16 protein-coding genes, 1 tRNA gene, 1 rRNA gene and 2 pseudogenes are annotated in these 17,676 nt (G+C 35.0%); 10 read left to right on the plus strand and 10 right to left on the minus strand.

All coding sequences use genetic code 11. The annotated features are described in order from the left end of the window. Positions 1–99: 99 nt before the first annotated feature. From PCY12_RS07160 to rpsI, 4 genes and pseudogenes are all read left to right on the plus strand, one after another. Complete coding sequence (locus tag PCY12_RS07160; protein WP_000567567.1) at positions 100–867, plus strand: epoxyqueuosine reductase QueH; 768 nt, start codon at positions 100–102, stop codon at positions 865–867. Between the two features lies 1 nt (position 868). Next, positions 869–1,547 (plus strand): annotated as a pseudogene (locus tag PCY12_RS07165) (IS630 family transposase); the annotation flags it as partial. A 202-nt stretch (positions 1,548–1,749) separates the two neighbouring features. After that, positions 1,750–2,196, plus strand: coding sequence for a 50S ribosomal protein L13 (gene rplM / locus PCY12_RS07170; RefSeq protein WP_001044624.1), 447 nt, complete (start codon positions 1,750–1,752; stop codon positions 2,194–2,196). Positions 2,197–2,214: 18 nt separating this feature from the next. After that, positions 2,215–2,607 (plus strand): 30S ribosomal protein S9, encoded by a 393-nt coding sequence (rpsI, locus tag PCY12_RS07175; RefSeq protein ID WP_000075964.1) that lies wholly within the window; start codon positions 2,215–2,217, stop codon positions 2,605–2,607. A gap of 107 nt (positions 2,608–2,714) precedes the next feature. On the opposite strand, the gene PCY12_RS07180 is transcribed toward rpsI, so the two are convergent. From PCY12_RS07180 to PCY12_RS07200, 6 genes are all read right to left on the minus strand, one after another. Continuing rightward, entirely contained in the window at positions 2,715–3,932 is a 1,218-nt protein-coding gene (locus PCY12_RS07180) for a site-specific integrase (protein WP_301352214.1), read from the minus strand. Between the two features lie 68 nt (positions 3,933–4,000). Further along, the gene (locus PCY12_RS07185) at positions 4,001–4,225 is read right to left on the minus strand and encodes a helix-turn-helix domain-containing protein (RefSeq protein ID WP_301352227.1); all 225 of its coding nucleotides are present in this window, start codon (positions 4,223–4,225) and stop codon (positions 4,001–4,003) included. Positions 4,226–4,696: 471 nt separating this feature from the next. Further along, the gene (locus PCY12_RS07190; RefSeq protein ID WP_367316720.1) at positions 4,697–5,809 is read right to left on the minus strand and encodes a Rep family protein; all 1,113 of its coding nucleotides are present in this window, start codon (positions 5,807–5,809) and stop codon (positions 4,697–4,699) included. Between the two features lie 279 nt (positions 5,810–6,088). Beyond that, entirely contained in the window at positions 6,089–6,433 is a 345-nt protein-coding gene (locus PCY12_RS10340) for a hypothetical protein (protein WP_367316722.1), read from the minus strand. Further along, positions 6,409–7,440: a cell division protein FtsK gene (locus PCY12_RS10345; RefSeq protein WP_367316723.1), complete on the minus strand. Its 1,032-nt coding sequence runs from the start codon at positions 7,438–7,440 to the stop codon at positions 6,409–6,411. Before PCY12_RS10345 ends, PCY12_RS10340 begins: the two co-directional genes overlap by 25 nt. Beyond that, entirely contained in the window at positions 7,433–7,777 is a 345-nt protein-coding gene (locus PCY12_RS07200) for a hypothetical protein (RefSeq protein WP_301352215.1), read from the minus strand. The genes PCY12_RS10345 and PCY12_RS07200 overlap by 8 nt, the downstream gene beginning before the upstream one ends. 758 nt (positions 7,778–8,535) lie before the next feature. Between PCY12_RS07200 and PCY12_RS07205 the strand changes: the two genes are divergently transcribed. Together PCY12_RS07205 and PCY12_RS07210 are read left to right on the plus strand one after the other, a co-directional pair. Beyond that, positions 8,536–9,072, plus strand: a complete 537-nt coding sequence (locus tag PCY12_RS07205; RefSeq protein WP_301352217.1) for a hypothetical protein — start codon at positions 8,536–8,538, stop codon at positions 9,070–9,072. A gap of 94 nt (positions 9,073–9,166) precedes the next feature. Beyond that, positions 9,167–11,761, plus strand: a complete 2,595-nt coding sequence (locus PCY12_RS07210; protein WP_301352219.1) for an N-6 DNA methylase — start codon at positions 9,167–9,169, stop codon at positions 11,759–11,761. Positions 11,762–12,084: 323 nt separating this feature from the next. Here the strand turns inward: PCY12_RS07210 and PCY12_RS07215 are convergent, their stop codons facing one another. Beyond that, on the minus strand, positions 12,085–12,507 hold the full coding sequence (locus PCY12_RS07215; protein WP_301352221.1) for a tyrosine-type recombinase/integrase: 423 nt from the start codon (positions 12,505–12,507) through the stop codon (positions 12,085–12,087). 192 nt (positions 12,508–12,699) lie between these two features. Between PCY12_RS07215 and tnpA the strand changes: the two are divergent. Continuing rightward, positions 12,700–13,214 (plus strand): annotated as a pseudogene (tnpA, locus tag PCY12_RS07220) (IS200/IS605 family transposase). Positions 13,215–13,618: 404 nt separating this feature from the next. On the opposite strand, the gene PCY12_RS07225 reads toward tnpA, so the two are convergent. From PCY12_RS07225 to PCY12_RS07235, 3 genes are all read right to left on the minus strand, one after another. After that, entirely contained in the window at positions 13,619–14,152 is a 534-nt protein-coding gene (locus tag PCY12_RS07225) for a DUF402 domain-containing protein (RefSeq protein ID WP_000775316.1), read from the minus strand. Between the two features lie 88 nt (positions 14,153–14,240). After that, entirely contained in the window at positions 14,241–15,017 is a 777-nt protein-coding gene (gene recX, locus PCY12_RS07230) for a recombination regulator RecX (protein WP_301352223.1), read from the minus strand. A 9-nt stretch (positions 15,018–15,026) separates the two neighbouring features. Continuing rightward, entirely contained in the window at positions 15,027–15,803 is a 777-nt protein-coding gene (locus tag PCY12_RS07235) for an aminoglycoside 3'-phosphotransferase (RefSeq protein WP_049511264.1), read from the minus strand. 56 nt (positions 15,804–15,859) lie between these two features. On the opposite strand from PCY12_RS07235, the gene rlmD reads away from it, so the two are divergent. From rlmD to PCY12_RS07250, 3 genes are all read left to right on the plus strand, one after another. Continuing rightward, positions 15,860–17,215: a 23S rRNA (uracil(1939)-C(5))-methyltransferase RlmD gene (rlmD, locus tag PCY12_RS07240; RefSeq protein ID WP_138702682.1), complete on the plus strand. Its 1,356-nt coding sequence runs from the start codon at positions 15,860–15,862 to the stop codon at positions 17,213–17,215. A gap of 61 nt (positions 17,216–17,276) precedes the next feature. Next, positions 17,277–17,348, plus strand: a tRNA-Glu gene (locus PCY12_RS07245). 242 nt (positions 17,349–17,590) lie between these two features. After that, a 16S ribosomal RNA gene (locus PCY12_RS07250) occupies positions 17,591–17,676 on the plus strand; the annotation flags it as partial.

Below are 17,676 nucleotides of genomic sequence, written 5' to 3' on the forward strand. Positions count from 1 at the left end.
GGGAATGGCTATTCCTCCTTTTTTATGATATTCACTTCTAAATTGATTTGAGCTCTCCTAACTTATATGATAAAATAAGACTAGAAAAAGGAGAAGAACATGATCGATGTAGAAGAAATTCTGAGCAAGATGAACCCCAATCAGAAGATTAATTATGACCGTGTTATGCAGAAGATGGTACAAGTATGGGAGAAAAATGAGCAACGGCCAACCATTCTCATGCATGTTTGCTGTGCCCCTTGCAGTACCTATACCCTAGAATATTTGACTAAGTATGCAGATGTGACTATCTATTTTGCTAATTCTAATATCCATCCCAAGGCAGAATACCATAAGCGTGCCTATGTTACCAAGAAATTTGTCAGTGATTTCAATGAGCGGACAGGAAATACGGTCCAGTACCTAGAAGCTCCCTACGAACCAAATGAATACCGAAAACTAGTTAGAGGACTAGAGGAGGAGCCTGAAGGTGGCGACCGTTGTAAGGTTTGCTTTGACTACCGCCTGGATAAAACAGCGCAAGTGGCTATGGATTTGGGCTTTGACTACTTTGGCTCAGCCTTGACTATCAGTCCTCATAAAAATTCTCAAACCATCAACAGCATCGGAATTGATGTGCAAAAGATTTATACCACCCACTATCTTCCAAGTGATTTCAAGAAAAATCAAGGCTACAAACGTTCAGTGGAGATGTGTGAAGAGTATGATATCTATCGTCAATGTTATTGTGGATGCGTCTATGCCGCCCAAGCCCAGAATATTGACTTGGTTCAAGTTAAGAAAGATGCTACAGCTTTCTTGCTGGATAAGGATGTTGAAAAAGACTATTCCCACATCAAATTTACAGTTACGAAATTAGATATATAAGGAGTTAGGTCGTTCCTATACACGTGATGCCTTCTATCAACTGTTGAAGCGCCATGGTTGGCGAAATATTACGCCACGTCCAGAACATCCTAAGAAAGCAGACGCTCAAACAATTGTCGCGTCTAAAAATAAAATCTCAATTCAAGAAGACAAGAAAGCGTTTTAAAACTAGTAGACGTTTTCGTAAGGTTCGCTTGATGTATCAAGATGAAGCTGGTTTCGGTAGAATCAGTAAACTGGGATCTTGTTGGGCTCCAATAGGAGTACGTCCACATGTCCATAGTCACTATATACGAGAATTTTGCTATTGTTATGGAGCTGTTGATGCCCATACAGGTGAATCATTTTTCTTAATAGCTGGTGGATGTAATACTGAGTGGATGAACACTTTTTTAGGAGAACTTTCACAAGCTTATCCAGATGATTATCTTTTACTCGTTATGGACAATGCTATATGGCATAAATCAAGTACCTTAAAGATTCCGACTAATATTGACTTTACCTTTATTCCTCCATACACACCAGAGATGAACCCCATTGAACAAGTGTGGAAAGAGATTCGTAAACGTGGATTTAAGAATAAAGCCTTTCGAACTTTGGAAGATGTCATGAATCAACTTCAAGATGTCATACAAGGACTGGAGAAGGAAGTGATAAAGTCCATCGTTAATCGGAGATGAACTAGAATGCTTTTTGAAAACGGTTTGAGAAGTTACCGAAAAATATTTTTCATATCTATTGACTTTTAGGGGTGAAATTTGGTATTATAGTAGGCGGTATTGTTTACCCCATTTGAAAGGCCCCGGAACCTTCCAAATACTTTTCGATGGGAAGGAACACCCATCACCGTAAACAAAAATCGAACTATATATAGGAGAAATCATGAACAAAACAACATTTATGGCTAAACCAGGCCAAGTTGAACGTAAATGGTACGTAGTTGACGCAACTGATGTACCACTTGGACGTCTTTCTGCAGTAGTTGCTAGCGTACTTCGCGGAAAAAACAAACCAACATTTACACCACACACTGATACAGGTGACTTTGTGATTGTTATCAATGCTGAAAAAGTTAAATTGACTGGTAAAAAAGCAACTGATAAAATCTACTACACTCACTCAAACCACCCAGGTGGATTGAAACAAATCTCTGCAGGTGAACTTCGTTCTAAAAATGCAGTACGTTTGATCGAGAAATCAGTTAAAGGTATGCTTCCACACAATACTCTTGGACGCGCTCAAGGTATGAAGTTGAAAGTATTTGTTGGAGCTGAGCACACTCACGCTGCACAACAACCAGAAGTTCTTGACATTTCAGGACTTATCTAAGGAAAGGAACAATAAAGTATGTCACAAGCACAATATGCAGGTACTGGACGTCGTAAAAACGCTGTTGCACGCGTTCGCCTTGTTCCAGGGACTGGTAAAATCACTGTTAACAAAAAAGATGTTGAAGAGTACATCCCACACGCTGACCTTCGTCTTGTAATCAACCAACCATTCGCAGTTACTTCAACTGCAGGTTCATACGACGTTTTCGTTAACGTTGTAGGTGGTGGATACGCTGGTCAATCAGGAGCTATCCGTCACGGTATCGCTCGTGCCCTTCTTCAAGTAGACCCAGACTTCCGCGATTCATTGAAACGCGCAGGACTTCTTACACGTGACTCACGTAAAGTTGAACGTAAGAAACCAGGTCTTAAGAAAGCTCGTAAAGCATCACAATTCTCAAAACGTTAAGAACCAGCTACAATACAGCATTTACAACACTTCATGGTTCACACCATGGGGTGTTTTTTGGTGATTTTAGCAAAATTCACACCTTTTTTCACACCAAATTCACACCATTACTTTTTTAGATTACGATAGGCAATCTCTCCAACAGCCATTGGAATAACATTCGAAGTATTGACATAAGTCTTTGTTGTAATCGTGTCACTATGGGTTAGAGCTTCAGAAATAGCTTCAATAGACGTTCCAGCCTGTTTTGCTAATGTTGCTCCTGTATGTCGTAATTTATGAGGTGTAGCATGTTTAAGTTTTGGATGACGACGTTTGACAGATTTCATTTTATTATTAAGATAGTCAGAGTGTAGAGGGCTATTAACATTACCCTTCATATCGATATAAGTAAAGACATATTGTTCATCGGATTGTATAATTCCAAACTTTGATAGTTCAGCCTTTTGATGTTTTTTCCATTCTTTAAGCAATTCAATCAACTCAATAGGGATTCGGAAAGTGGTTTTTTTATTCCCTTTGGTAGACTTTGGATTTTTGTATTTATCTAAAGCTTGTACCAGTTGAATTTCCTGTTTACTTGTATTGATATGCTTCCATTGTAAAGCGTAGCTCTCTGATTTTCTATCTCCCAAGAAAAAGGTGGTATAAAACAAAACATAGTCTTTGAATAGAATTTTTCCAGTCTCTAAATCCTTTTCAAAAGCTGTAAACCATGCTTGGAGTTCTTCTTGAAATAGATATAAATCTTCGTCTTTTTTAGCATCTTCTAACTTGATTTTCTTAGTGACTTTGATACGACTTATTGTTTTAGATAAGCGGTTAGTTTCTATATACTCTAATTCTTCTGCCCAATCAAAGATAGAATTAACGTAGCTTCTAATAACTTTGAAATTTGCATATTCATTGGCTTTTTGAGTTAATAAATTTAAAACAACTGGCTTATTTTGATTGAGAAACTCAATAGAATAGTTGCCCAGCATAGGTAATATATGCTTTCTAAATACAATTTCAGTACCAGTTATAGTAGCTTTAGAAGGTGGTTTGGCAGTAGAAGTAGTCTGACCTGATTTGTAGGATTCCCACCAAACGTTTTGATAGAAATCTGAAAAGAGGATAGCACCGCTATTCTCTATTGAAGCAGACTCTCCACTAAGAATTTTATCAATCTTGTTTTGAAATTCTAGTTCGTATTTTTTTGCTTCACTCCTTGTTTTGAACCGTTTTTCAATCACTTTCTTATCAACACCTAGTGAAGGTTTAACTTCCTCAGGAATGTAGATGCGTAATCGATAGGTTCCGTTTTTAGTTTTTGTAATTGACATAGTATTCTCCTTTTCAATTGAGCTAGAAAAATACCGTGATTTCATTATAACAAACCACGGTAGAAATGCTACTGATTTTGTAACCAGCGATTGATTTCTTTTTTATCGAATCGAACTGTTTTACCAATACGAATGATAGGGAAACCTTTCTGAATCCAACTATCAAGTGTATTATTGGAAATTCCTAGATAGTCGCAGGTTTGTTGTTTGTTCAAAAATGGACTATTAAGATTGCTGTTGTTCAACCGATTTTCGATTTCTTGCTTGATTAAGTCAGCAATCAAAAGCTGAATTTGATGAATCTGTTCATCTGGTAGAATAACTTGCCATTTGTTTACCTCGCTTGATTATTTAGTAGTAGTGTGAGATAATAGCAATAATAGAAGTAGCTATTGCTATTTTTGTTGAGTATTTGGGTTATCATTGTTGGTTTGGTCGCTTGCATTGATAACCTTTTTTGATTTGTTCCATTGCATATTCTTTATAATCTGTTTTACAAGGATATTGGTTGCATCGTTTTGGTCAAATTGCCCAATATTTGAGAACTTGAAAGAATAATGTCTAGGTTCATACCATGGCACTTCGATTTTTGAATTTGAAGCTGTATGTTTTACGGGAATAGAAAACAGGAACATATCTTCTATCTGAATCAGATAATCAATCCGTCTAATATAGTATATTGAAGTTGAAATAGTACACTCTAGTTTCTAAAACATTGCTAGAAGTTAGGTTAAATTTCCCGATCAATTTGTACATTTTTTATTTCATTTCACTATAAATTGTCCAGGGTCTTCTCCATTGTTTCCTTTAGCTTGCTCAAAGAAAGATAAAGGTTCCTTAGTATTTGTAATAATGATGACTTTAGCTGAACCCATTTTGTTATGGTAACGTGCTGATATAGGACTTATCATGTAGGGGTCGAGCAATTTTAACCAGTCAGATACGGTCAGACTGTCCCCCTTTATATCATCAAGAAATAGAATATCTTGACCATTGTATTCGTCAAAAGCGTTAGTAGAAGCAGTCACGCAATAATCCCAGTTTTCACCATATTTGTTGGCGATACTCTGCAAAAGTTTGATCAGTTTTTTGCTATATTGCGTTTTTCCTACACCACTATCGGCATTTATATAGAGAACTGTCTTTTTGAAATTTCCTAGTTCAAGTTCAGCAATTGTCCTAAAGCTTTTTCGCTCTCCTGCTGTATCCAAAGCTTCATTTACTTTTCGCTTATGTTGTCCATAGATAGCGTAATAATCATCCGTAAGCAAAATATTACTTTTGGTAATTTCTCCGGACAATATCTTTTCAATTAACCAATCAATGCTAAGGTCTGTTTCCTTAGCTTTTTTGGTCGCACGACCTTTAACCCACGTTTCCATACACCTATGATAAACGCTAGTGTAGTTTTCACCTTTTACGGTTACGACTTCGTCTGGTTTGTATTGATATTTGCTTTCGTCCTTCGCATGGACTAAGTAGGCTAAACAATTATTATATCCGTATCGACCAGACTTTAGTTTTTCTAGATATTGCGGTTCAATCCCGATAGATAGTGCGAGTTTTGATAATGAAGCACCTTTCTCAAATTTTAATAATGCATGTATGTGTTCAGTTTTATTTTCGATGACATTTTGCATTTTTTCAGAATCCCAAATGGATACTGTATCTTTATCATGCTTAATGATGTACGCCTCTTTGACACTGATATTATCCTCTTCAAGTTTTTTGGTAATCATTTCAAGCAATGGACGACAGTCGCCCTCTTTTGCTTGTTGAAGATGAGTCTTATAATCAGAAGATAACCAATGTTCATCTTCCAGTTGTTGGACCAGCATGATAGCAGTTAGGTTTGCTTCTTTTTTATTTTTGTTCATTATTAAGAACTCCTTATTTTAATTATTCCTCTAACTATTCCCTAGATAAATCAAGAGATTGACTTTTTATAAATCGCTCAAACCCTTGATATTCCTAGGTTTTTGAATATGCACGGCACTTGACAAGCCCAGTGCCGTGCAGGCGTAAAAATAGTTAGATTTAAAAGTGCTTCATCTTTTTCAAAGATGACCGACCTTGTGACTCGTCGGCTTCGTCATGAATCCATTTGTTGATCCAACAGATTTCTCTAGTTGGAATAACAGATGGATTGTTTCCCCCTAATAATCAAACCAAGGGGTTTCATAAAAGTGTGGAACTTCCCATTTTTTACCAGAGCCAATAATACGAGCTACTCCTTGCCCTTTTCCATAACTGCGTTTAGGCATGTCTGCGAATCCACTCATCAAATATTTACGTTCCTCGGCGGAGTCAGCTGCCCCTCCGAGCATAATTACAGCATCTGAACAATTTACACGAGCAAGTGAAGGAAGGAATCCTTCTTTTGTCGCAAATTGGCTAATAGCTATAATATGGATACCAGAAGAGCCACCAGTGGCAGATAGGCGGTTAATAGCAGTAGTCCACCGTGAAGTGATTTTCAGGGTTTTATCAACTTTATCCAATGATTCAAGTGAAGCATTAGATTCCCTAACTCGTCGAAAAATAAAGCAATATCGGGCATATCTTCCATTTCTAGATATTTGTCTTTACCCGCTTTATTGATTTTTGCTAGTCGGTCATCCATAACGGTACACCAATATTCGGCACGTTTAACAATCTCGATAGGTTCTGATTGACCATTAAATTCCTTGACGTATCGGTCGTATTTAGCAGAATTGTATTCAACTGTCCAACCTTGAAGCAACATAAGTCTAGCTAAGTAACGCCCAGCTAGAACAGACTTGCCTGCACGTGTACGGGCAATGATAGATATTCTGGGTACAATATCCGAATGCCATATTAGGTTTTTTGATAGCTTTATTGCATGTTTATCATCGTTTACAAATGGCTTTAATGAATCTGTATTGTCTTTTACAATCAAGCGCTGTGAAGTAAGTGTATCTTCGAAATAGAAAATGATAAAACTGTCGCCGGCTGTGAGTTCTGAAGTGATTACTGCAAATCTTTGATACTTCCCTGCTAGTATTCCAGATACACGCTGTTCAAATTTTTCACGGTCAGCACGTTCCCAGTTTGCGATATTTTCGATGGCTATATACCCATCTATTAAGGTTTCATTGACCCAGACAGAAATTTCGGGCATTTCATCTCCGTATCTAGTGGAGTTTGAAAGTTTTAGAACATCGGTTATTTGTTTATCATTAAATAGTTTTTTGAGTTTTTTTGAGAGTTGTCTAGCGTTACTAGACATATTAGGGATGGTAATTGTGGAAACTTCTTCACGCTGAATCCATGTGACGATAAAAAGAATTACAAGGATACAATCTAGCACGAGAGCAATAAAAAATGGTACGGTTATAAAAGTAGATATGGTTGGTATAGTATAGCGTACAAAATTTATTGCCCCAGTTAATACTACAGTATTCGCAAAAGCTATCAGAGAGACTTGATAGCTTTGCATTTTACTGTTTTTAGTAGCTTTAATTCTTCTACGTTTTCGTCTAAGCACTTCGCTGTACCAGTTCTACTGAATCTGCAGCATACCAACCAAGCCCATTCTGAAGAGCACCGCCACGAACGTTGTAAAATTTTAAAGTTTTACCAAAGTGAGCATCTACTTTGTTTTTGGTTTTGATGGTATATTGTAAATCATTTTTTACATCAGTAATGTTATACTTGTATTTACCATCTTCAGTTTCTTCCGCAGGAGATATTGAATATACAATAAGTTCAGGGATTACATCTGTTGTATATTCATTTCCGGTTTTATCGCTTACGAATGGTTTTACTTGTGTTGTTTGTTTTAAAACCTCGGACAAAGGTTTAATCCAAGTTGGTTTTGACATTTCTGGTTCCTCCAATTTTCTAAAATTGTCTAAAAATTCTTTTTAGACGAGTTATCAAGATATATTCGTGAAAAATCTGAAAGATTAATTCACTTGTTAACATACATTCAATTTCTGAACTATGTTCAATAGATAAAGTTATAAATGATATATCATTTTTTGAATACCATAACTTTATTAATTCAACAGGGACTTTCTCAAAATACCAATCTTTAGTTTGATATTGGTATGTAACTGTAGAAAGTTTGGTCATACGATACATATATAGGTAACGTAATTTGCTTTGAAAGAATTTTTTCAATAGTCTTCCACCTTTCTAATGTAATTGTAGGATGTCTCTCACTCATACCTTGCAATTACATTATACAATAAAAATAATAATAAGCAAGAAGTCTAACAGCTTTATAAAAACATAACGTGTTACAAATATGATTAAATTAGTTACAAAAATGAAATTCTGTTGTAAGCCTTTTTGTAAATAATGATTATTACAATGGTTATAGAATTACATAAAGGAATTTATAGAAAAGGGAATATTATATCTAGCAAGTCAAAAATAATATAAAGAAGTAAAAATGTAATGAACATTTCATGTTTTAAATAATATCATTGTAAACAAGAACTTCTTCTTTTGATTACATTATAATATAAAACAATGGATTTGCAACATATAAAAATTTGACAAATAAATAAAACGTGTTACAATATAAATATTAAAAATTACATTTTTAATAGATGTTAAGAAAGGGAGTCGAATAATGACAATAAAAGAATTTATTGAGTTGCATCAAGCTATTTATAGATTAGAGAAAAATACCTTTAATAAGATTAAAACAAAGGTTTCAAGAGAATTACAAAATATCCCATCTTGGTTTAAATTGCAAGAAACACAAACTGTAGGAAAAACAACAGCTTATATTTTAGATGAGGAAACTAAAAATGCATTGACTATAGCAATGAGACCATATTTTCAGAAATTAGCCCGTATTCAATCAGAGGATTTGAACCAATCCATTAAAGTTACAGAAACTGATATAGAAACAGGTTTTGTTAGAGATAGTAGAACATCTGATGAAGGCTACCATTATACAGTTCCGAAAGAAGATAAAATGTATGTTATGATAGAATCGCTTTTTAATGAACGTTTTGAACTTGATGAACATGCATGGAATGAAGATTATAATACTCATCAAATTTTTATGTCTGATGAAGAAGTAGCGTTGTCGGATAGTGTAGTTATAGCTAGCTATAGATTAAAAAATCCTATCCAAAACTACGTGAAAAGAAAAGATTAGATTTAAGAAAAACACAGAGAAAAGTATCTCTATGTTTTTTTTTATGATAAAATAATGGTGATATTTTATTTTCATTATGAAGGAGTTTGTACAGATGCCTAAAGGAAAAATTCAATCAGTAGAACCGATGGTAGCTGACTTGGTTAATGGTTGGCTAAAATCGTATAGTTTAAATTACAAGTTAGAGCAAGAATCGTTAAATACAGATATAGATAATGCACTAGATGAGTATTTATCAAAAAGTGGAGGAAAGGGAGGAAATCGCCCAGACGTTAAATTATTGTTAGAAGATAAATATACAGATAAATGGCCAATTCTAATTGAATACAAAGGATACAAAGATAAATTAGAAAAATTAGATGATAGTGGTCAGATATATAATAAAAAAGCTAATAATGAACCACATTTTTCTAATATTAAATCCTATGCTGTTAATGGAGCTGTGCACTATGCAAATGCGATGTTACATTATACAGCTTACTCTGATATTATTTCTATTGGTGTTACTGGTTATAAAGATGAAGAAGGAGAAATTCAGACTCAGATTGGTGTATATTATGTTTCAAAAAAGAATTTTGGCATAGGACAAAAAGTAGGCGACTATTCAGACCTCTCTTTTTTAAAAGAAGAACATTTTGATAATTTTATCGAAAAAATTAAATCTTTAGAGTTAACGGTTGAAGAAGTTGAAAAACTAAGAAATCAAAGAGAAAAAGAAATCGATTTAAGTTTAACAAAGTTGAATAATGATATATATCAAAGTGAGAAGGGCTTAGGAGAAAACGATAGAGTTTATCTAGTTGCTGCATCTATAATTTCAACTTTAGGAGTACCCAAAAAGGTTAAACCATTAGGGAAAGATGAATTACGTTCTTCTGAGGAAGTGGGTAATACTGATGGAGATATAATTATTAGAAAAGTAAATTCTTTTTTAAATGAGAAAAATTTACCAAATGCAAAAGTTGAAATGATTATTCGAACCTTACAAAATACACTTACTACAGAAAATATAAATAAACCCGTTAATGGTGAGAGCCAGTTGAAACGTGTGTTTTGTAAAATTGTAGATGATTTAGGGATATACTATAAGATAGGGCTAAACACAGATTTCACGGGTAAATTATTCAATGAAATGTATTCATGGTTAGGATTTACTCAAGACAAGTTAAATGATGTTGTTCTGACTCCTTCTTATGTCTCTACCTTGTTAGTAAAGCTAGCACGTATTGATAAAGATTCATATGTTTGGGATTTTGCTACAGGTTCTGCAGGCTTGTTAGTTGCAGCAATGAATGAAATGTTAAATGATGCTAAGGAAAAAATTACATCTCCGGATGAGCTGTACAAGAAACAAGCAGAAATAAAAGCAAATCAATTATTAGGTTTAGAGATTTTACCATCGGTGTATATGTTGGCTATTTTAAATATGATTATGATGGGAGATGGGTCTTCGAATATATTAAATAAAAATTCTCTGACACAATTTAATGGAAACTATGGTTTTGGTGATAATAATAATAATAAAAAATTTCCAGCTACAGCTTTTATTCTAAATCCTCCGTATTCCGCTGAGGGAAATGGCATGATTTTTGTTCAAAAAGCTTTATCTATGATGGATAAAGGATATGCTTCAGTAATTATTCAAGGAAGTGCAGGAAATGGAAAAGCTTCTGAAATTAATAAAGAGATTTTGAAAAGTAATACTTTGTTAGCAAGTATTAAAATGCCAACTGACCTATTTGTAGGAAAATCAAATGTTCAAACTTACATTTATGTTTTTAGGGTCGGTGAGCCTCATGATAATAAGGATGTTGTTAAATTTATTGATTTTACTAATGATGGTTATAGTAGAAGTAATCGTAGAAAGTCTAATAGTAATTTGAAGGATGTAGAACATGCACGTGAGAAATATCAAGAGGTAGTTGATTTAGTTAAGTATGGTAAAAATCAATTAAATTATCTTACTGATAATGAATATTATGAAGGTAATATTGATGTAAATAAAGGGAATGATTGGAATCAATCAACACCTCCAAATACTAGACCTAATTTAACTGATTTAGGCGCTACAGTTACAAATTTTTTTGCATGGGAATTTTTCAATGCGGTTTCATCAGTCGATTTTGAAAAAGACGATTATTCAAAAAAACTTATGGATAAACTGAGTAATCAGGAATGGTCAGAAATTCCTCTTGGCGAACTATTCAACATTCAGAGTACTGGTAGCTTTAATAAGAATGCTCTTACAGAGGGGGATGAATATGATTATGTAACAAGAACATCAAACAATCAAGGGATTTTACAAACGACTGGTTTTGTTAATGAAATAAATTTAAATGAATCTGGAGTCTGGAGTCTGGGGTTATTACAACTAGATTTTTATTATAGAAGAAGGCAGTGGTACGCGGGACAGTTTGTTAGAAAAATAATACCTACTTTTGATACAACTGAAAATAATGCTCTATTCTTTACAACTGTTCTAAATAAAACTAAACCAATACTTAGTCAAGTATTGGTGAGGGATATTGATAAAACATTTAAGAAAACAAAAGTTGCGATGCCTGTTAAAAATGGAAAAGTAGATTTTGAATTTATCGAGTTATTTGTTAATCAAATCAAAACAAAATTGGTATTAAATGTTGATAAAGTAATTACAGATTTTGGACTAGTGAGCAACAATGAAAATTAAATTTTATTGTTCTATTACAATATGAAAATATATAAATAATAACAATTTAAATGGTGTGAACTTTTTGGTAAAATCTAGCTCAATTCGTGTATTTTTAGGGCAAAATTCACACCATTCAGATGAAATTAGTTGAAATTGATTGAAATAATGCTTTTAGAGAAGCGGAGGAATATCTGATATTAAAGGCTTTTGAAATTTATTCAAACAAAAGTTGTTCCAACCAGGTCTTAAGAAAGCTCGTAAAGCATCACAATTCTCAAAACGTTAATCAATACGATTATATCAACGTTTCAAAGCACTCAAAAGTTTACCTTATTTTCACCTTATTGTTTTAGAGACTTTAAAGCAAATTCACCAACTGCTATAGGAACTACATTAGAAGTATTGACATAAATCTGAGTTGTTCCTGTGTCACTGTGTGTTAGAGCCTCAGAGATAGCTTCTAAGCTCATTCCTGCTTGTTTAGCAAGCGTGGCTCCTGTATGTCGCAGTTTATGAGGTGTAGCATGTGCCAGCTCTTTATGTCGCTTTCTGATGCTTTTCATTTTATTGTTTAGATAGTCAGCATGTAAAGGCTTGTTGATGTTTCCTCTTGTGTCGACATATGTAAAAACAAATTGTTCTGGATTACTGATGATACCAAATTTTGCTAGTTCATATTTTTGTTGCTCTTTCCAAGATGTAAGAAGCTGAAGTAAGTCATTAGAAATAGAGAAAATGGGAAATATTTCCATAATAAAACGCATAGTATCAAGTTTTTTCAATATCTGATATTATGCGTTTTTTCTGATTATGTGACTATTAGTCCGTCTCACTCCGCTAGGTGCGAGACAAAAACCACCCGCTATGCGGGTGCGCGTCGAAGGTTATACCAAAAAAACACCGAACGCGATACAATAAAGGTGTTCAAGCCAATTGTAAAGCGAAAGGAGAAAAATATGGCACAAAAAGCACATAGTTTATCGTACACAAAGTGGAGGTGTTCTATCACATTGTGTTCACCCCTAGGTATAGACGAAAAGTTATCTATAATCAATATCGAAGTAGTTTAAGCGAAATATTTCATCGCTTGTGTAGTTATAAAGGAGTTGAAATTATCGAGGGTCACTTGATGCCAGACCATGTACACATGTTAGTCAGTATTCCACCAAGGATAAGTGTTTCGAGTTTCATGGGTTATTTAAAAGGCAAAAGTGCACTCATGATGTTTGACAAACACGCCAACCTCAAGTACAAGTTTGGGAATCGGCATTTTTGGGCGGAAGGTTATTATGTGAGTACGGTTGGACTCAATGAAGCCACAATTAAGAAATATATCCAAGATTAAAGAAATTATCCAGTGGATAATTTCTTCATGAGTATGAAAATTTGAGAACGAGTAAAGCATGATATAGCACTAGATAAATTAAGTGTAAAAGAATATGAGGATCCCTTTAGGGATGGTGGTAAGTAATACTAAAGCCTCTTTGAGAGGCAAGTGACGAGTCAAGAGCAATAAGGCTTGAACAAAGTGAAAGCCAGCGTCTTTAGGCGCTGGCTGGTAATTTGGGCTTATAGCCCTGGGACAAACCACCCGTTTGACGGGTGATCATGATTCAGTCCGAGGTTGGGAAAAAGTCTTTAAAATCAGAAAAACGCATAGTATCAGGTATTAAAAAACTTGATATTATGCGTTTTATTATGGGAATACACTTCATTTTCTCCTGAAATTGAGTTTTTGTCCAACCTCATGATTTGTTATGCAAAAAAATAGAAGACAGGATAGAGAATCACTTTGATGACCTCAATCATATCTCCTATTCAAATAGTTAGCTCACTAACTTAATGACATTGGGCTTTCACCCTAGTTTGACAACTTTACCGATTCTTTAGTTCTACATAGCGCTTGTACCAAATGTTTACATAGGCTTCTGAGAAAGGACCACGTCCATTGTTAATCCAATCAACAAGAATTTTGACATGTTCTTTTAAAATATAGTCCAAGTCATCAGAATAATTCATTTTGCGTTTGTGACGCTCATACTCCTCAACGTCCAAAAGACGTTTTTCCCCATCTGTAAAAATTTTAACATCCAAATCGTAATCAATATACTTCAGTGCTTCTTCATCCAGATAGTAGGGGCTAGCCATATTGCAATAATAGGAAATTCCATTATCACGAATCATGGCAATGATATTAAACCAATATTTCTTGTGAAAGTAAACAATAGCCGGTTCTCGAGTGACCCAACGACGACCATCACTTTCGGTAACAAGTGTATGATCGTTGACACCAATAATGGCGTTTTCTGTTGTTTTTAGTACCATGGTGTCCCGCCAAGTTCGGTGGAGACTCCCATCATGCTTATAACTTTGAATTGTAATAAAGTCGCCTTCTTTTGGAAGCTTCATAACTAACCAACTTTCTACAATTTATAAGTTTATCATTTACTATTGTACCATAAAATTACCTAAAATCTGTGAATTTCACTTGGAAATATTAAAGATATTCTCTAAGAGCGCTTGCTATATCCGAAAAATCGTAGCCTTTTCGTGCTAAAACTTGAGTTAAACGCTGTTTAAGTTCGTATCCTTCATACTTTCGGGCATACTTAGCATATTGCTTATCAAGTTCCTTGAAGATGAGTTCTTGAGTCGTTTCTTCGTCGACTTGGCTATCTAAGTCGTCAAAGGCACTTTTAGCATCAGAATAGGAAAACCCCTTGTTAGTCAAGTTCTGGATAATCTTATCTTGCAGGGCACGAGCTGGAAGTTTTCCCTTATATTTTTTCAATAGTTTATTGGCTACACGTTGAGCAACTTCCGAAAAATCAAATTCTTTCAAGTTCTCTTCTATAGTAGATTTTGAAATTCCTTTTTGTGTTAATTTCTGAGTCAGTACATAAGGCCCCTTGTCTCCTGAAAGTTGATTGGCATTGATGATAGCATAAGCGTACTGGCCATCATTAATCCACTTATCTTCTTTAAGATTAATAATGACTTGAGAAACGATGTTTTCATCAATATCGTATTTTTTCAGATATTCTCTGACTTCTTTTTCAGTACGTGCTTTAAAGGATAAGTGGTAGAGGGCCAGATTCTTACCGTAAGAAAATTGGGCAAAGTCCTGAATCTCTTTCAATTCCTCTTCGCTTATCACCTTATCTCTCGATAACATAAAACGAACAATTGTATCTTCGGTGATGTAGCATTTGTCTCCATTATCAAGCTCCATCAGATAGAGTCTTTTTTTCTTTTCAAGTTTTGTGATTTTCATAATTTCCTTTCATCTAAATGCTTCGAAAGCTGCAACAAGTCGGAGTTTATCCATATCTACATATTCTCTACCGTAATAGTCGAGAAATAATTCAGCATACGTAGCATCTTGTAGGTTGTAATGAAGGGACCAAATTGCCCAAAAGAGGTCGATATGTCGGTCACTAAAACCGGCCAATCCCAAGTCAATAAAGCAAGAAAAATGCGAGGCATCCTTCAAGATGAAATTTGGCAGGCAGGCATCTCCATGAATAAAAGCATCAGCTTTGAGAAGGTGACCTTTCTCTTGTATCAGTTGGTAAGCTTCTTCACGACTGTGAATATGAAATTGAGGCAGAAGAGTCTTGTTATAAAAAGTCCCCTCCTGATAGTTTTTTAAGGCTTCTTCTTTATAACGCTTCAGATGATTTTCCGACGGAAAAGATTGTGGTTTAAGACTGTGAAGTTTGTTTAATGCTTGAGCCAGGGTTTGACAGAGTTTTTCGGGTTGATTTAAAAAAGAGAGAGCGTTGCTGCCAATGGCTTCTTTAGTCAGAAGGAAGTCCTTATTTGCTGATAAATAGGTAATCACTGGAGTTCCCAATCCTTCAGTTTCGAACCAACTTGCAATCTTAGCTTCTTGAGCTAATCTGCCTTTTTGATCTATTTTTAAATAGTAACCTGAATCTATATATAGGACAGTTGCACTTGAATGAGAAGAACTATCAGAGAGATTAGCTCCCTTGATATAGCTTCGTAATTGTTCAGGGAAATCTAGTATACTAAAGCGAGGTGTTTTTGAATTCATGCTTTTATTGTAACATATTCTTAAATATCTTAGAAACTCCATGGTATAATAGACCTATGAATCTAAAAATAAAACAAAAAATACCATTAAAAATCAAGCGCATGGGAATTAATGGTGAGGGAATCGGCTTTTATCAAAAAACATTAGTCTTTGTACCTGGAGCTCTTAAAGGTGAAGATATCTATTGTCAGATTACTTCTATTAAACGTAACTTTGTTGAGGCAAAATTACTGAAGGTCAACAAGAAGTCTAAATTTCGAGTTGTGCCAGCTTGTACTATTTACAATGAGTGCGGAGGCTGCCAAATCATGCACCTGCATTATGATAAGCAGCTGGAGTTCAAGACGGACTTGCTTCATCAAGCGCTGAAAAAATTTGCTCCTGCAGGATATGAAAACTATGAAATTCGTCCAACTATTGGAATGCAGGAACCAAAATATTACCGAGCTAAGTTACAATTTCAGACTCGAAAATTTAAGAATCAGGTCAAGGCGGGCTTATATGCACAAAACTCTCACTATTTAGTAGAGTTGAAAGACTGCCTGGTACAAGACAAGGAAACCCAAGTGATTGCTAATCGCCTAGCAGAATTGCTTACTTATCACCAGATTCCAATCACCGATGAGAGAAAAGTTCTAGGTGTTAGGACTATTATGGTCCGACGAGCAAGAAAGACTGGACAGGTTCAGATTATTATTGTTACAAATCGTCAGCTTAATTTAACCCAACTAGTAAAAGACTTAGTTAAAGATTTCCCAGAAGTTGTGACAGTAGCTGTGAATACAAATACAGCTAAAACCAGTGAGATTTATGGTGAAAAGACAGAGATTATCTGGGGACAAGAGAGTATTCAAGAAGGTGTACTCGATTATGAATTTTCACTATCTCCTCGAGCTTTCTATCAACTAAATCCTGAACAAACAGAAGTTCTTTATAACGAAGCGGTAAAAGCTTTGGATGTTACTAAAGAAGACCATTTGATTGACGCTTATTGTGGAGTTGGAACGATTGGATTTGCTTTCGCAAAGAAAGTTAAAACACTAAGAGGTATGGATATTATTCCAGAAGCCATTGAAGATGCCAAGCGAAATGCTAAAAGAATGGGATTTGACAATACTCATTATGAAGCTGGAACGGCAGAAGAGATTATTCCTCGTTGGTACAAGGAAGGCTACCGAGCAGATGCTCTGATTGTGGACCCACCACGTACAGGTCTGGATGATAAGTTATTAGATACTATTCTTACTTATGTACCAGAAAAAATGGTTTATATTTCTTGTAATGTTTCGACCTTGGCTCGTGATTTGGTACGCTTAGTAGAAGTCTATGATCTTCATTATATCCAGTCGGTCGATATGTTCCCACATACAGCTCGAACGGAAGCTGTTGTAAAATTAATAAAAAAATTTTAAAAAAGGTGTTGACAAAGTTAGAAAAGCCTGTATAATAGTAAGAGTTGAAAATAACAACTCTGGTCCGTTGGTCAAGGGGTTAAGACACCGCCTTTTCACGGCGGTAACACGGGTTCGAATCCCGTACGGACTATGGTATGTTGCGGTAGGAATACTTGATGAAAAAAAAGATTAAAAAAGTTTCAAAAAAGTGTTGACAAGCGAAAACGACTGTGATATACTAAACTAGTTGTCGCTTGAGAGAAGCAAGTGACAAAGACCTTTGAAAACTGAACAAGACGAACCAATGTGCAGGGCACTACAACAACTGTTGTAGTACTGAACAATGAAAAATAATAAATCTGTCAGTGACAGAAATGAGTGAGAACTCAAACTTTTAATGAGAGTTTGATCCTGGCTCAGGACGAACGCTGGCGGCGTGCCTAATACATGCAAGTAGAACGCTGAAGGAGGAGCTTGCT

Source organism: Streptococcus sp. SPS1 (assembly GCF_030439915.1).
In the GTDB taxonomy this organism is placed as follows: domain Bacteria; phylum Bacillota; class Bacilli; order Lactobacillales; family Streptococcaceae; genus Streptococcus.

What these genes read in the sequence shown, in the direction of transcription:
- PCY12_RS07160 (WP_000567567.1), top strand. Translation starts at nt 100, where the DNA reads ATGATCGATGTAGAAGAAATTCTGAGCAAGATGAACCCCAATCAGAAG.
- rplM (WP_001044624.1), top strand. Translation starts at nt 1,750, where the DNA reads ATGAACAAAACAACATTTATGGCTAAACCAGGCCAAGTTGAACGTAAA.
- rpsI (WP_000075964.1), top strand. Translation starts at nt 2,215, where the DNA reads ATGTCACAAGCACAATATGCAGGTACTGGACGTCGTAAAAACGCTGTT.
- PCY12_RS07180 (WP_301352214.1), bottom strand. Translation starts at nt 3,932, where the DNA reads ATGTCAATTACAAAAACTAAAAACGGAACCTATCGATTACGCATCTAC.
- PCY12_RS07190 (WP_367316720.1), bottom strand. Translation starts at nt 5,809, where the DNA reads ATGAACAAAAATAAAAAAGAAGCAAACCTAACTGCTATCATGCTGGTC.
- PCY12_RS07200 (WP_301352215.1), bottom strand. Translation starts at nt 7,777, where the DNA reads ATGTCAAAACCAACTTGGATTAAACCTTTGTCCGAGGTTTTAAAACAA.
- PCY12_RS07205 (WP_301352217.1), top strand. Translation starts at nt 8,536, where the DNA reads ATGACAATAAAAGAATTTATTGAGTTGCATCAAGCTATTTATAGATTA.
- PCY12_RS07210 (WP_301352219.1), top strand. Translation starts at nt 9,167, where the DNA reads ATGCCTAAAGGAAAAATTCAATCAGTAGAACCGATGGTAGCTGACTTG.
- PCY12_RS07215 (WP_301352221.1), bottom strand. Translation starts at nt 12,507, where the DNA reads ATGCGTTTTATTATGGAAATATTTCCCATTTTCTCTATTTCTAATGAC.
- PCY12_RS07225 (WP_000775316.1), bottom strand. Translation starts at nt 14,152, where the DNA reads ATGAAGCTTCCAAAAGAAGGCGACTTTATTACAATTCAAAGTTATAAG.
- recX (WP_301352223.1), bottom strand. Translation starts at nt 15,017, where the DNA reads ATGAAAATCACAAAACTTGAAAAGAAAAAAAGACTCTATCTGATGGAG.
- PCY12_RS07235 (WP_049511264.1), bottom strand. Translation starts at nt 15,803, where the DNA reads ATGAATTCAAAAACACCTCGCTTTAGTATACTAGATTTCCCTGAACAA.
- rlmD (WP_138702682.1), top strand. Translation starts at nt 15,860, where the DNA reads ATGAATCTAAAAATAAAACAAAAAATACCATTAAAAATCAAGCGCATG.